The organism is Dyadobacter sp. CECT 9275, assembly GCF_907164905.1.
Classification (GTDB): Bacteria; Bacteroidota; Bacteroidia; order Cytophagales; family Spirosomataceae; genus Dyadobacter; species Dyadobacter helix.
The window spans coordinates 2,848,422-2,862,010 of the sequence record NZ_CAJRAF010000002.1; the positions used below are offsets into that span (position 1 = coordinate 2,848,422).

At 45.6% G+C, this 13,589-nt stretch carries 14 protein-coding genes; 8 read left to right on the forward strand and 6 right to left on the reverse strand.

The window, feature by feature from the left end; genetic code table 11:
- Window positions 1–134: 134 nt before the first annotated feature.
- The 3 genes from KOE27_RS19480 to KOE27_RS19490 all read right to left on the reverse strand — a co-directional run bounded on the left by KOE27_RS19480 (window position 135) and on the right by KOE27_RS19490 (window position 2,608).
- Window positions 135–728 carry a Uma2 family endonuclease gene (locus KOE27_RS19480; RefSeq protein ID WP_215240479.1) on the reverse strand — a complete coding sequence of 198 codons (594 nt, stop codon included), beginning with the start codon at window positions 726–728 and terminating at the stop codon, window positions 135–137.
- Between the two features lie 73 nt (window positions 729–801).
- Entirely contained in the window at window positions 802–2,037 is a 1,236-nt protein-coding gene (locus tag KOE27_RS19485; protein WP_215240480.1) for an S-adenosylmethionine:tRNA ribosyltransferase-isomerase, read from the reverse strand.
- A 58-nt stretch (window positions 2,038–2,095) separates the two neighbouring features.
- Window positions 2,096–2,608, reverse strand: a complete 513-nt coding sequence (locus KOE27_RS19490; RefSeq protein ID WP_215240481.1) for a hypothetical protein — start codon at window positions 2,606–2,608, stop codon at window positions 2,096–2,098.
- Between the two features lie 217 nt (window positions 2,609–2,825).
- On the opposite strand from KOE27_RS19490, the gene KOE27_RS19495 reads away from it, so the two are divergent.
- From KOE27_RS19495 to KOE27_RS19525, 7 genes are all read left to right on the forward strand, one after another.
- Entirely contained in the window at window positions 2,826–3,386 is a 561-nt protein-coding gene (locus tag KOE27_RS19495) for a cob(I)yrinic acid a,c-diamide adenosyltransferase (RefSeq protein WP_215240482.1), read from the forward strand.
- A 201-nt stretch (window positions 3,387–3,587) separates the two neighbouring features.
- On the forward strand, window positions 3,588–4,655 hold the full coding sequence (locus tag KOE27_RS19500; protein WP_215240483.1) for a branched-chain amino acid aminotransferase: 1,068 nt from the start codon (window positions 3,588–3,590) through the stop codon (window positions 4,653–4,655).
- A 145-nt stretch (window positions 4,656–4,800) separates the two neighbouring features.
- Window positions 4,801–5,316, forward strand: a complete 516-nt coding sequence (locus KOE27_RS19505) for a cupin domain-containing protein (RefSeq protein WP_215240484.1) — start codon at window positions 4,801–4,803, stop codon at window positions 5,314–5,316.
- Window positions 5,317–5,367: 51 nt separating this feature from the next.
- Window positions 5,368–6,240: a DUF72 domain-containing protein gene (locus KOE27_RS19510; protein WP_215240485.1), complete on the forward strand. Its 873-nt coding sequence runs from the start codon at window positions 5,368–5,370 to the stop codon at window positions 6,238–6,240.
- 52 nt (window positions 6,241–6,292) lie between these two features.
- Entirely contained in the window at window positions 6,293–7,195 is a 903-nt protein-coding gene (locus tag KOE27_RS19515) for a DUF72 domain-containing protein (protein WP_215240486.1), read from the forward strand.
- A gap of 85 nt (window positions 7,196–7,280) precedes the next feature.
- Window positions 7,281–8,930, forward strand: coding sequence for a PQQ-dependent sugar dehydrogenase (locus tag KOE27_RS19520; RefSeq protein ID WP_215240487.1), 1,650 nt, complete (start codon window positions 7,281–7,283; stop codon window positions 8,928–8,930).
- A 133-nt stretch (window positions 8,931–9,063) separates the two neighbouring features.
- Window positions 9,064–10,173 (forward strand): AI-2E family transporter, encoded by a 1,110-nt coding sequence (locus KOE27_RS19525; protein WP_215240488.1) that lies wholly within the window; start codon window positions 9,064–9,066, stop codon window positions 10,171–10,173.
- On the opposite strand, the gene KOE27_RS19530 is transcribed toward KOE27_RS19525, so the two are convergent.
- Window positions 10,170–10,472, reverse strand: a complete 303-nt coding sequence (locus KOE27_RS19530; protein WP_215240489.1) for a hypothetical protein — start codon at window positions 10,470–10,472, stop codon at window positions 10,170–10,172. The two genes, KOE27_RS19525 and KOE27_RS19530, sit on opposite strands and share 4 nt — an antisense overlap.
- A 169-nt stretch (window positions 10,473–10,641) precedes the next feature.
- Between KOE27_RS19530 and KOE27_RS19535 the strand changes: the two genes are divergently transcribed.
- Window positions 10,642–11,394: a GNAT family N-acetyltransferase gene (locus KOE27_RS19535; protein ID WP_215240490.1), complete on the forward strand. Its 753-nt coding sequence runs from the start codon at window positions 10,642–10,644 to the stop codon at window positions 11,392–11,394.
- Window positions 11,395–11,454: 60 nt separating this feature from the next.
- On the opposite strand, the gene KOE27_RS19540 is transcribed toward KOE27_RS19535, so the two are convergent.
- Complete coding sequence (locus KOE27_RS19540; RefSeq protein ID WP_215240491.1) at window positions 11,455–12,756, reverse strand: ABC1 kinase family protein; 1,302 nt, start codon at window positions 12,754–12,756, stop codon at window positions 11,455–11,457.
- A 1-nt stretch (window position 12,757) separates the two neighbouring features.
- Complete coding sequence (locus KOE27_RS19545) at window positions 12,758–13,432, reverse strand: TetR family transcriptional regulator C-terminal domain-containing protein (protein WP_215240492.1); 675 nt, start codon at window positions 13,430–13,432, stop codon at window positions 12,758–12,760.
- Window positions 13,433–13,589: the final 157 nt, after the last annotated feature.

Below are 13,589 nucleotides of genomic sequence, written 5' to 3' on the forward strand. Positions count from 1 at the left end.
AGAAGAAGAAAAATTTCGTCTTCATCAGGAAAACATCGACCAGGAGTACCTTTCTGTTTTACAAGTGAAGTTTTCGGAGCCACGGAATATCCGCAAAAGTGAGCAGCTCAGGCGAAGCGCAGCGCTGTAGTTTTCTAAGCTATTCCCTCCTCTTCCACAAAAACAATCCCCTCATATATTGCCGCAACGGGCATCATAAAACCCAGCAGATCAAAAGGAATGACTGCCTCGGGTGTGTCAAAAGATTGATAGGTCCAAACTCCCTGCTGGTCCGTCCGTGTATAAAGTTCAGCATAACATTCATATTGTGATACCAGCAGATAATACTGGAGAGAAGGAATCTTCTGATACCTTCTAAGTTTGAAGTCGCGGTCGTAAGTGGCGGAGGATTTAGACAGCACTTCAACCAATATACTTGGATGACGGACGATGTAGGTACCATTAATATCCCTGACATCACATGTCACCATCACGTCCGGATATGGATAATAGAAATTTTCAATGGCTTCCACTTTCACATTTTCAGCGAAAATCCTACAACCTTTTGGACGAAAAAATCCCTTTAACAGTGTACGCACATTATCGACGATATCATTATGATTCATCGTAGTTCCCGCCATAGCGAAAATCTCTCCGTCATAATATTCATGACGGATTTCGCCTTTCTCTTCCATTTCTAGATATTCCGCAACGGTATATCTTTTCTCTGCCAGCTGTAATTGTCCCATATCCTTCATCAGTAATGCGATACAAATTACCAATTTTTAACCCTTTAGCAAAATCACCCTGAGGTGATGCCCTCTATACCTGCTCTCCCCACAAAAGAGAGGAGTCGCCATAGCTGAGGAAGCGGTAGTTATTTGCGAAGGCCTCATTGTAAATACGTTTCCAGTTTTCTCCCACCAAAGCTGCCACCAGCAGAATCAGCGTGGAACCGGGCTGATGAAAATTGGTTATCAGACCTTTACAAATCCGAAACCTGTATCCGGGGAAAATAAAGATTTCGGTTTCGCCTACAATTTCTGAAAGCGAATTGCTATCCATATAGTCTGCAATGGCGCGCAGAGATTCCACCGCGGAGGGGAGCTCCTGTTCTTCAAACGGGTAGGGATATAGTTTTTCAATGAAAAAATCAGAGGCTTCCAAACGAAGTAGTTTTACGCCATACCAGTATAAACTTTCCAGGGACCGCAGAGAGGTTGTGCCCACCGCAACTACGCGATCCACGTTTGTTATCAAAGCATTGATCAGTTCTTTCTTAAAAACGACCTGTTCAGCATGCATCCGGTGTCCGGTGACGGTATCCACCTTAATGGGCTGAAAGGTGCCTGCCCCTACGTGCAGCGTCAGAAAACCTCTTTTTATATTTTTTTGGTCGAGAGCCTCAAACACTTTTTCGGTAAAATGGAGCCCTGCCGTAGGCGCTGCCACCGCACCATCCTGCTTTGCATACACCGTCTGATAGGTTTCCTTGTCCTTCTCTTCAGTATCCCGGTGCAGATAGGGCGGCAAGGGAATTTCTCCCAATGCTTTTACAATATCCAGAAATATATGCCCGCTATCCCATGACAACCGCACCAGGTTACGCTCATAATCCTCGTATTCGGCTCTTAGCAATATTGCTGTACCGTCAATAACCAGATTGACGGTGAGGGAATCACCTGATTTCCATCGTTTTTTGTTGCCGATCATACATTCCCAAACACAGGAATTTTCTACCAGCATGGCGTCATTAATAATCCTGGTAGGCCTTTCAGGATGCAGCATCAGCAGCTCAATAATGGCACCGGTGTTTTTTTTGAAATAGGCACGGGCGGGAATGACCCGGGTATTGTTAAACACCAGGAAGGAATCGGAAGGCAAAAAGGATGGCAGCTGTGAAAAAGTTTCATGGCTGAGGTTGCCGCTTTTGTATACCAACAGCTTGGATTGGTCCCGCTGAGGCAAAGGATATTTTGCTATTTTTTCGTCGGGAAGGTCATACACAAAGTCCGACAAACGAAGGGACTCTGCCTGATCCAGCCAGTTATCTTTCATCCGATATCAGTTATCAGGAACGGCATACGCTGTGCGAGAGACCGGTTCCGGTATATTCCTATAATTTATCCTTAGGGAGTGGTGTCCTGAACAGCAGCAGTGGAAGTAAAAAAATAATGACCATCAGCCCCAGACCAACGTAGAAAATCCAGGAGAAATCAAAAACATCCATTTTAAACTGGTTACTGTTTACCGTGGCAAGCGCCAGCAGACTGAAACCGGTTATTGTATTGATTGCTGCAATGAGACAGAACAACCAGTTGGAGATATGTTCATCCAGTTCCTCCCTGTGTTTTGCCCATATAGCCCGGTTAGGTACCGGCAGGTGGCTGGCATCAATTTTGGGTATCTGCTTGGACAACCGTGCTATGACTATGTTATTCAGCAAAAAAATGGCCATGATAACATAGAAAATCTGCTCCTTACTTACATATAATTCGGCAAGGCCGGTATCAGAAAAATCAACCGCCACCATTTCCGGGAAAACCGAATAGGTCCATACCAAAGAACCTATGAGGAATAATACCGAAAACCAACGCCAAACCTTAACTCCAAATGTTGTAACTTTCATGAATCGCCTGCCCTTGCGGGCTTTCTTGTTTCGCCTTAGTAATTTTGGCGCAAAATTAGGTCGGAGCGCTCCCAAAACCTAATGGTTTACCTCTTGAATAAAAAGTTTTAATGTCTCTCACATCCAATTCTCTGCCGCATAGTGCCCAGAAGCAAATTACCACGCTCCGTTTAGCCCCAAATAAATACCTTTGCAAAATTACCGATATGATGCTGCTATGAAAATTTATACAAAAACGGGAGACAAAGGCACCACTTCATTAATAGGAGGTACACGGCTGAGCAAATCTCACGTGAGGATCGAGGCCTACGGAACAGTGGATGAGCTGAATGCATACATTGGAATGCTCAGGGATCAGCCCGTTAATACTGGCAGGAGGGACCTGCTCAAAGAAATCCAGGACCGCCTGTTCACAATAGGTTCGCATCTGGCCTCCGAACCCGAACAAACCAAAAAGATATTACCCGACCTGCACGAAGAAGACATCCAGCTTCTGGAAAATGAAATGGATAAAATCGATGCTTTTGTACCGCCCCTGCGCTCCTTTGTATTACCCGGCGGGCATGCTTCCGTATCGTTCGGGCATATAGCGCGTACTGTCTGCCGAAGGGCCGAACGCACCGTTATTCATCTCAGGGAGCAGGAGGAGGTTGAAGACGGTGTGATCCGATACCTCAACCGGCTGTCGGACTACCTTTTTATGCTGTGCAGAGCCATGACCCATGAGCTTGATGCTGAGGAAGTAGCGTGGAAGCCCAGAGTTATATCTCAAAAATAATTGTTGTGCTAAATATCTGTTTTTTATAAATTTAATTATTTAAATTGCCGGACTAATTTTACCGTTTGGTATGGTCACCTTGTGTTAGTGTAAAAGAGGGAACAGTTAATATCGGATTCTTTGAAATTGATCGGATTTTAACGGCCTGCTGACCGGAATGGATCATCCCTGACAATCATAATTTTTAAAATTTCAGGCATCATGACAGCCGATACATTACAAATCGAAATTCAGCAAACTCCCAAGTCCCGTTTGCAAGAGGTTGATTTTGACAACCTTGTTTTTGGCCGGAATATTTCCGACCACATGTTTATCGCAGAATACCGCGAAGGCCAGTGGCAAGACCTCCGCATAGTCCCTTATGGTGATCTTTCACTCAGCCCTGCCACCGCTGCACTTCATTACGGACAAGCCATTTTTGAAGGAATGAAAGCCTACAAAAATGAAGAAGGGGAAGTACTGCTGTTCCGGGCGATTGATAACTGGAAACGACTCAATAAATCGGCTGAACGCTTGTGCATGCCTACCATCCCTGAAGAAATTTTCATGGGTGGCCTTACCGAACTGATCCGCCTGGATTCCGGCTGGGTACCTTCACAGCCAGGATGCTCCCTGTATATCCGTCCCTATATGTTTGCAACGGATCCATATATTGGCGTAAAAGCTTCGGACAGCTATTATTTTATCATCTTCACAAGCCCGGTAGGAACGTATTACGCAAAACCTCCGCGCGTAAAAGTTGAAACACATTTTATTCGCGCTGCCGAAGGGGGCGTGGGCGGAACCAAGTGCGCCGGAAATTATGCCGGTTCTCTTTATCCGGCAAAACTTGCGCAGCAGGAAGGGTACGATCAGCTGATCTGGACGGATGCCCGGGAGCACGCCTATATCGAAGAATCAGGCACGATGAACATCATGTTTATGATTGGCGGGAAACTGGTAACTCCGTATGTTTCCGAAACCACCCTGGACGGTATCACACGGAAAAGCATTGTTGCGATTGCCCATGAATGGGGCATTCCTGTGGAAGAACGAAGGGTAAGTGTGAAAGAGGTAATAGAGGCCCTGAAAGACGGAAGTATGGAAGCTGCCTTTGGTGCGGGAACGGCTGTGGTGATATCACCATTTGCGACCATCGCCTATGAGGGAGTTGACTACCCCCTTCCTGAAATCAAAGAAGATTCATTTGTGTCAAAAGTTAAAAATTATCTTACCGACCTGCGTACGGGAAAGGCCGAGGACGTATTTGGCTGGATGCTTAAAGTCTGATTTAGTTTTTGCTTCAATATAGATTGTTATTCGCAAGCAGTTCTGAGCGCTATATGCTACTCAGAACTGCTTTGTTTTTTAAATGCATGTTTTTGTTTTTTGTTCTATTTTTGGTCTTCTCATAAGCCAATAATCATTTTCAGTTATGTCACTAATATTTCCGGCAGATACCGCAAAAGAGACCGTGTTTGAAAAAGTTCAGCAATTTATTGACGAACAAGGCTTTACCGTGGTCAGTAAAGATCACTCCCGCCCCTGGGGAGGTTTCTTTGTTTTGGAAGAAAGCCAGGCCCCTGACTTTATCTCCACTTTTTTCCCGCATCTTTCCTTGGAAGATTTTGCCGGTTACGAAAAACTAAGCCCGAAAATCCTGGTGGTGGCTCCCAACAAACGGCTGTCGTGGCAATACCATCACCGCCGCGCCGAAATATGGAAAGTCATTGGTGGTAATGCAGGAATCGTAGTCAGTGATACCGACGAGGAAACACCGCTTCGCCAGCTACCCACCGGTACGGTTATCGATCTCAAAAAAGGGGAACGGCACCGTCTCGTCGGCGTAAATGAATGGGGAATTGTAGCCGAGATCTGGCAGCATACTGACCCCGCCAATCCATCTGATGAAGATGATATTGTGAGGGTACAGGATGATTTCGGAAGATAACTCAAGATACGGGAACCCGTCTGAATATTACTTACATCAAAACCAGTCCTCATGAAATTCGGAAAAGTTGAGAACCCCGGCGATATAGATTTCACGCTTCCACCGGATCACCCCGGCACCAAAAAGGTGTTGCGTCCAACCGAAGGGAAACTGAATATTTACATTGGCTGTGCCAAATGGAACAAAGCCGACCTCAAGGGCTTTTATCCCAAAGGCACCAAAGATGAGCTTGCCTACTATGCTACGCAGTTTAACAGCATCGAACTCAACGCAACGTTTTACAACAATTTTCCGATCGAAACCATTGAGAGCTGGTACAACAAAACACCGGATCACTTTCGCTTCTTCCCGAAACTTCATCAGGGTATCAGCCACTGGAAACGTCTGAAAGATGCAACAGACCCCACGAATGTATACCTGGATGGCATAGCGCATTTACAGGAAAAACTGGGAATGCTTTTCCTGCAGATGCCCGACAACTTCGGTCCTAAAAACTGGGAGATATTGAAAAACTACCTGGAAGAATGGCCGTCGGGATTCCCGCTGGGCCTTGAACTGCGACATACCGGATGGTATGATGGTTCCTGGGACAGCGAGTTGCTTTATGAAGTGCTGGAAAAGAAAAATATTGCACACATCATCACCGACTCTGCCGGTAGGCGGGACTTACTGCATATGCGCCTCACTACGCCAACGGCATTTGTAAGATACAATGGCGCCAATGTGGACTCGGACTATACCCGGCTAGACGACTGGTTTGAGAGGCTGAAAATTTGGTCTGACGAAGGTGTCAGAAACATTTATTTCTTCGTTCACCAGAATCATGAGGAAGCCTCCCCGTTGCTTTCCGCATATCTGATCAAAAAAATAAATGACGCGCTGGGTACGGAAATCAAGATACCTCACAATCCGAAAGCCAGCTAAATTCACGATTTGTCTATCAATATAAATTCCGGTTTAGCCTTCGCAGGATACTATGGATTTTGGCAGTGTACCCAATGCAAAAGAACGCACGTTTCAGTTGCCACCAGACGCCGTATCGAATGAAAAAATATTAAGCGGAAAGCGTTCAGGCCCGCTTCACATTTATGTTGGCTGCGCCAAATGGGGAAGCGACGATCTCAAAAATTTTTATCCCCGTGGCGTAAAAGATGAACTGGCCTATTATGCTACGCAATTTGATTGTGTAGAACTGAATGCCTCCTGGTACAGTATCCCGGCTGTTAAAGACATTGTGAGCTGGTGTTCCAAAACACCCGAAGATTTCAGGTTCTTCCCTAAAATTTACAAGGGTATCAGCCATACCAACCGGCTGCTTGGCGTAGAAGCGCTTTCCACCGAGTTTTTGACACGGATGGCGCACTTCGGCCCTAAACTTGCTACGATATTCCTGCAGATGCACGAGCAGTTTGACCCTTCCCAGTGCCGGGCTTTGATACGTTTCCTGCAAAACTGGCCTGCTGCGGTACCCCTGGCGGTAGAACTCCGGCATGAAGAGTGGTTTGACGGCTCCTGGAATTCGGATGATCTTTTTGCAATACTCGAAAACCGCAAAATACCTCTGATCATTACCGATACGGCCGGCAGACGTGACCTTCTGCACATGCGCCTTACCTCACCCGCGGCTTTTATCAGGTATACCGGTGCCAATGCCGACTCTGATTTTACAAGGCTGGACGAGTGGGCAGAAAGAATAAAAATATGGGCAGATCATGGCCTCGAGAACCTGTACTTCTTTGTACACCAGAATAATGAAGAAATCACCACTCATCTTGCAGCTCATTTTATCAAAAAGTTAAATACGCTGGTGAACTGTAATCTGAGAGTACCTAAAACACAGCCTTATAACATTCTCCCTAATCTTTTCGGCGAGTTCTGATGATCACAACTCCCATTCTCAAAAAAGAAAGTACTACCTGAACAAGAAAATATTGGCAGTTAAACCCCTATACCTTATTCCTGAAATGCTCCCTTTCCTGGCAAATCGAAAAACGCTTCCCATTTTATTGGCTTGTCTCATCCTGCGCGTGTTTGTTGCAAAAGCTCAGCCGGTACTTAATGTTGAACCCTTTGTCAGCGGATTCAACCTTCCTGTGAAAGTTACCCATGCCGGTGACGCAAGGCTTTTCGTTGCCGAAATGGGTGGCCACATCCGGATTGTGAAGAATGGCGCTATCCTGCCGGTCCCTTTCCTGGATATCTCGGACAAAATCAATGAGCCTACTTACTCCGGAATTTACAGTATAGCATTTCATCCCCAGTTTCAGGACAACGGTTATTTTTATGTCATGTACTGCAAAAAATCAGAGGCAGCATTCCAGGTATCCCGCTTTAACCAGTCTTCTTCCGACGCCGATCTTGCGAACTCTTCCGAATTACCTATTGTGACCATACCTTATTCCAATAGCGGAGGCCACCGAGGAGGCGACCTGGCATTTGGCAAAGACGGAATGTTATACATTTCCACCGGCGACAACGGGCCCGGTAGCCGGGGAGACGCCGGGGACCCTGATAACAATTCGCAAAATCCGGGACTGCTGTTTGGTAAAATGCTGCGAATTGACCCGCTCACCAGTTCTCCGTCTGACAACTTCACCAGCAATATCTGGGCACTTGGCTTGCGAAATCCCTGGCGTTTCAGTTTTGACAGGCAAACCGGAGACCTGTGGCTGGGCGACAACGGACAGGATGGCTGGGAGGAAATCAATTATAGGGAGTATCCTTTTGACAACACCGTCTTAAACTTTGGATGGAGCTGCCTGGAAGGTAGCCAGACTTACAATCCAGACCACTGCAATCCGGGTACTACCTACACACCTCCAAGGGTTGTTTACCCTGGTTTCACCAATAATGGCGGGAAAAGCGCATCGGTTCAGGGAGGATATGTGTACCGTGGCCAAAACTATCCGTCGCTGAAAGGGTGTTACATTTTTGGAGATTATTCCTCCGGTAAGATCGGGTATGTCAATAAGGACGGCTCTACCGGCTTTTACCCGGACCTCAGTTACCCCTCCATTATTTCTTTTGGAGAAGACCAGAACGGTGAATTATACATTTTATCCATGCAGAACGGGACCCTGTCCAAGCTGGCAGGATCCGCTGACCCGCTGCCTGTGAAATTAAAATCGTTCTCAGCCAAAGTTGAAAACTGCCAGGTATTGCTCCGTTGGTCTGCTGCCGAAGACAGCAATTTTTCTCATTTCGAGATAGAACGGCTTCAGGGCAACACCTATCATAAAATAGCTGATACCAAACGTAATTCTGATCATTCGTATACTTGGGTTGATAAAACGCCGACGGCGGGCACCAACATTTACCGGCTAAAAATGGTCGACAGGGATCATAGTTATGCGTACAGCCGTGGTATTTCCGTTGCAGTTGCCTGCCGGGAAATCTCGGTTTTTCCTAATCCTGCTTCGGCCCATGTTATCATACGGGGAAGTGCTGCCGGCGATAAAGTCCGACTGTTTTCTGTAACCGGAGAGCTTGTGCGTAGCGAAACTGTAATTTCCTCTGATCACCATTTGGACATCCATCATCTGCCGGCGGGTACCTACGAGCTAGAACTGACCAATATTGGGCTAGCCTGGAAGTCAAAAGTAATCAGGGAATAAATGGGAACAATATTGATAGTTGAATTTCAGTAAAACTTAAAACCCACCCTATTTCTTGTGTAACGGCAAGCGCGAATATTTCTGTAAATTCAGCCCAATTATACCCGATATACCATACTCAGCACGACCCACTATGCAAGAACTCTCGCCGCGCCCGTTTATCCAGCAACTATCCCACGCACTCATTGCCATAGGAATCATCACGATTGGAATATATTTCGGGCAGGACATTGTCGTTCCCTTGGCTATGGCACTGCTGCTGGCAGTACTGCTCCGGCCCGTAGAAGCGTTTCTGATCCGGATGGGGATACCAAAAGTGCTGGCCATCACAATGGCTGTAACGCTGGCCGTGCTGGTGCTGGTGGGCGTGACGTTGTTGCTGTCCATCCAGATATCCGATTTTTCGGACGAATGGCCTAAGCTTAAAAAAAATATAAATGATTTTTACCGCCAGGTACGACGCTGGATAAGGCGGGAATACCGGCTCAGTTATTGGCAGCAGGATCAGTATCTCAAAAAAGCACAGACACAGACACTGGAAAACTTCCAGAGCGCCGAAACCCTGGGCGTAGTAACAGGTCCGCTGGGTACGCTGATTTTACTCCCGATTTATGTATTTCTGCTGCTCTATTACCGGACCATGCTTTTACATTTCATGGTAGTTTTATTTACGGAAAAACACAAAGGGAAGGTGGTGGAAGTACTCAACGAGATCAAGACGATCATTCAGAGTTATATGGTGGGTTTGCTGCTGGAAACCACCGCTGTTGCTACGTTAAACTGTGTGGGGCTGCTGCTGCTGAATGTTCAGTATGCCATTTTGCTTGGTGTTATGGCCGCAATCCTTAACCTGGTTCCATACATCGGCGGGCTTGTTTCCATAGCACTTGCCGTGCTCGTGACCTTCATCAACCACCCCGACGGATACACTTTACTAGGTGTGGTTGGTGTCTTCACAGCGGTTCAGTTTATAGACAACAATCTTTTGGTGCCACTCATCATCGGATCCAAGGTGAAGATCAATGCCCTTGCTTCCATTGTCGGGGTGCTGATCGGCGGGGCGCTTGCCGGCTTTTCGGGAATGTTCCTTTCCATTCCGGCCATCGCAATTTTAAAGGCCATTTTTGACCGTATCGAAAATCTGAAAGCCTGGGGAATATTACTGGGTGACGAATCCCCTGAAAAGGCCAGAAAAAGCCTGATCAAAACAATAGCCCGGGAAAAAGATCCGCCTCAGGATTAGTTTAAGCAGGTATCTTCATTAAACCTGATGACTTCACCAAAAAGGCTGACAAACACCACATTGGCAATGGGGTGAAAGTGTAGTATTACTTTCCCAAGAATCGGATGATCTTCCGATTCCATTGCATTACCTGCGCCCGGGCTAAGGGGAACATGGTATTTATTCAGTTTTAAAACAATGGTATCTCCCTTTCTGTAAATTTGGATGGGGCACCATTCAGGATTGGAATAATTTCTGGGAAAGGTATTTGGAACCTTCATCAACCTTTCCGAAACTTTTGATGAGATAAGGTTATGCATAACAGGTTTCGTTGAGCAAGTTTAGGAGTGATTTGTGATCGTTACAAAAATATAACAACCACTGCCAAACCATACACTCAAAATATGTGAATAGTGTAAAAAAGGTATTGAATCGTATAAAAAAGGGGTTCAGGCGAAAATTTGATATATCTCCCCAAAAAATAGCAGTATGGAAATTGTAGTTACCCAAACCGGTCAGGAAGAAATCTCGCATTTCCGCAGGCAGTTCCTGAATGAAAATCACTTCCAGTTTATATACAACAAATGTCATGACTATGGCTGGGCCGACACCTATCTGTTCATGCTCGATGGCATACAGGTAGGCTATGGTGCCGTTTGGGGTACGGACAGGCGCCAGGACAGGGACAGTATTTTTGAATTTTATATCATTCCGCCTTTCCGGAAATTCACAAATCAGATTTTTCCGCAATTTCAGGCAAGGGTGAGAGGGGAATATATTGAAAGCCAAAGCAACGATTTCCTGCTTACCTCCATGCTCTACGAATATTGTGACGCTGTCAGGGCAGAAGCTATCCTGTTTGAGGATCACTACAAAAGCGAGCTGAAATTACCCGATGTTTTATTCCGGAAAGTATCCGAATTTGACCAGTTGGCTGGGGACGGTTACGACTATCTTCTGGAACACGATGGAGAAATTGTAGCCACCGGGGGCTTCATGCTCAATTATAATTTTCCTTATGCCGACATTTATATGCAGGTCAACGAACCATTCCGCCGCAAAGGGCTGGGAAGTTTTCTGGTCCAGGAATTAAAGGCAGAAGCCTACCGCATCGGACGAGTTCCGGCTGCAAGATGTAATATTGACAACAAAATATCCAAAGCCACCCTGCTCAAAGCAGGCTTTAAAATATGTGGTTTCAGACTTAAGGGAAATATCCAAAAAACAGAAAATGTCAGTTGATTACCGGTGCCTTACCATTGCTGGTCAGGCAGACCAGCAATGGTAAGGCATAATAAAAATTCAGATCACAGGCTGGCTTGTGACGATCTTCGCTTTCAGATCGTGCAGCAGGCTGAACAACCCGAAGAAGGTACGGTTAATGTAAATAAAATGCTTGGAACCCCGGTTGACATTCATCTTTTTCAGTTCTTTGTCATTGGCATATCTTTCCCCAAGCGCGGCCAGTTTTCCAAAAAACGCTTCATCAGAAAAATCAAAGATTTCGTTCTGGAATGGCTGGGTCAGCAGGGATAATATTTCATAAAACAAATCAGAGAAATAGGCCGTTTCCTCTTTGGTATCTTTATCCAGCAAAATTTCGAGTTCCCGTAATTTCTGATGATATATTACTTTATCATTCAGTTTCTTCTTATCCACCAGCTCAAAATAGGGCACATAAAAATCCTCAGGAATTTCCTTCATACAGCCAAAATCAATCGCAATGAGGTTATCCTCCGCGTCCACCAGAAAATTTCCCGGATGCGGATCTGCATGCACTTTTCTAAGGGTATGGACCTGAAACATATAAAAATCCCACAAGGCCTGACCGATCTTATCTGCAATAGCCTGCGACCGATTGCTCTTGCAGAATTCCGACAAATGTCTGCCGTTCATCCAGTCCATTGTAATCACCCTTTCACATGAATACTCCGGATAATACTGCGGAAATCTCAGGTGAGGAATATGAGCACACGCATGGGCAACTTCACTGCTCTGACCAATTTCCAGAATGTAATTGGTTTCCTCAATCAGCTTGGTCTCCACCTCCTTGAAGTATTTCTCCGAATCCTTTGCCTGAATATTAAACATCTTCACGGCGATCGGCTTCACGAGCGACAGGTCGGAACTGATACTCTCTGCTACACCCGGATACTGTATTTTCACTGCCAGCATCTTGCCATTTTTGGTAGCCTGATGTACCTGCCCGATACTCGCTGCGTTGATGGCATTGGGATTAAAGGTATCAAACAGATCCAGCGGTGCCTTCCCGAAATACCTGCGGAAGGTTTTGTTTACCAAAGGGGCTGAAAGCGGAGGTACCGAAAACTGTGACAAGGAAAATTTTTCAACATAAGCCTGCGGCAGAAAATTTTTCTCCATACTCAGCATCTGAGCCAGTTTAAGCGCGCTGCCTTTCAGGTTCCTAAGGCCGTCATAGATATCTTCCGCATTGGCATTGTTTAGGTTATCACGGGCGGTTTCGGGGCTCGTGATTTTTTCACCATAGTATTTAAGGTAGTTCCCCCCGATTTTTACACCGGTAGAAATAAGTTTGGAAGCACGCTGTATTTTAGAAGTAGGTATCCTGTCTATTGTTTCCATACTACCTCATACTTTCCTTAAAAATAAACTTGCCAAAGTCGATCACACTTTCCAAAGGTGTAACCTCAAAAAGGTCAAAAGTAGCCCGGATGGATTTTTCTATGAACAGGTCGGTTTTCTCAAAACCAGCGGACTCGTCATCCAGCCAGAATTTAAGCGTAACCAGCAGTTGAATCCAGGCGCCTTCCTTTAACGCCTCCAGTTGTGCGTTACGCAGGCGTTCGTTCTGCGATTTGAGGTAACCGGCGCTGATACTTCCGATGAACCACTTGAAATAGTTTCTGAGTTCTTTGAGCTTCAATAAGCTATCCAGCCTGTTTTTTTCTCCTTTGAGTGCAAACACTACATAACTTCTGTTGGCTGCCAGTATCTCAAAAAAAGTGTAATAGTACGTCAGCAGGTTTTCCCTGAAGCCTCCCGCGGCGGCTTCTTCACTTTGCGTGATCAGCCCGGCTGCCATGTTATGGAAGCTTACAAAAACCTGCTTTTCGATGGCTTCAAGCGAGGCAAAATATTGGTAAAAATCTTTCTCTGCAAATCCGTTGATCTTACTGAACAGGTATACAGACTCAGGCCTTTTGCCATTTTCAAGGCAATACTGCAGATATAATGCTGTGATTTTATCGGCTGTCAGCTCTTGTACAGGCGTAGCGACAGCTTTATTTTTTGATGCCATTAGCTTTTGGTTTAGTTAATCTGAAATGATTTCTATTAAATTTAAACGAAAAACAAGTAATAAACCACATGTTGGTGAGATACCCTGAACTGTTAACATCAATTCGCTTCAAAAAATTGAAGCCATTGCATTAATTTATGATTTTTTTATATCCTTT

What these genes read in the sequence shown, in the direction of transcription:
- KOE27_RS19480 (WP_215240479.1), bottom strand. Translation starts at nt 728, where the DNA reads ATGGGACAATTACAGCTGGCAGAGAAAAGATATACCGTTGCGGAATAT.
- KOE27_RS19530 (WP_215240489.1), bottom strand. Translation starts at nt 10,472, where the DNA reads ATGCATAACCTTATCTCATCAAAAGTTTCGGAAAGGTTGATGAAGGTT.
- KOE27_RS19500 (WP_215240483.1), top strand. Translation starts at nt 3,588, where the DNA reads ATGACAGCCGATACATTACAAATCGAAATTCAGCAAACTCCCAAGTCC.
- KOE27_RS19525 (WP_215240488.1), top strand. Translation starts at nt 9,064, where the DNA reads ATGCAAGAACTCTCGCCGCGCCCGTTTATCCAGCAACTATCCCACGCA.
- KOE27_RS19535 (WP_215240490.1), top strand. Translation starts at nt 10,642, where the DNA reads ATGGAAATTGTAGTTACCCAAACCGGTCAGGAAGAAATCTCGCATTTC.
- KOE27_RS19515 (WP_215240486.1), top strand. Translation starts at nt 6,293, where the DNA reads ATGGATTTTGGCAGTGTACCCAATGCAAAAGAACGCACGTTTCAGTTG.
- KOE27_RS19545 (WP_215240492.1), bottom strand. Translation starts at nt 13,432, where the DNA reads ATGGCATCAAAAAATAAAGCTGTCGCTACGCCTGTACAAGAGCTGACA.
- KOE27_RS19490 (WP_215240481.1), bottom strand. Translation starts at nt 2,608, where the DNA reads ATGAAAGTTACAACATTTGGAGTTAAGGTTTGGCGTTGGTTTTCGGTA.
- KOE27_RS19505 (WP_215240484.1), top strand. Translation starts at nt 4,801, where the DNA reads ATGTCACTAATATTTCCGGCAGATACCGCAAAAGAGACCGTGTTTGAA.
- KOE27_RS19520 (WP_215240487.1), top strand. Translation starts at nt 7,281, where the DNA reads ATGCTCCCTTTCCTGGCAAATCGAAAAACGCTTCCCATTTTATTGGCT.
- KOE27_RS19510 (WP_215240485.1), top strand. Translation starts at nt 5,368, where the DNA reads ATGAAATTCGGAAAAGTTGAGAACCCCGGCGATATAGATTTCACGCTT.
- KOE27_RS19485 (WP_215240480.1), bottom strand. Translation starts at nt 2,037, where the DNA reads ATGAAAGATAACTGGCTGGATCAGGCAGAGTCCCTTCGTTTGTCGGAC.
- KOE27_RS19495 (WP_215240482.1), top strand. Translation starts at nt 2,826, where the DNA reads ATGAAAATTTATACAAAAACGGGAGACAAAGGCACCACTTCATTAATA.
- KOE27_RS19540 (WP_215240491.1), bottom strand. Translation starts at nt 12,756, where the DNA reads ATGGAAACAATAGACAGGATACCTACTTCTAAAATACAGCGTGCTTCC.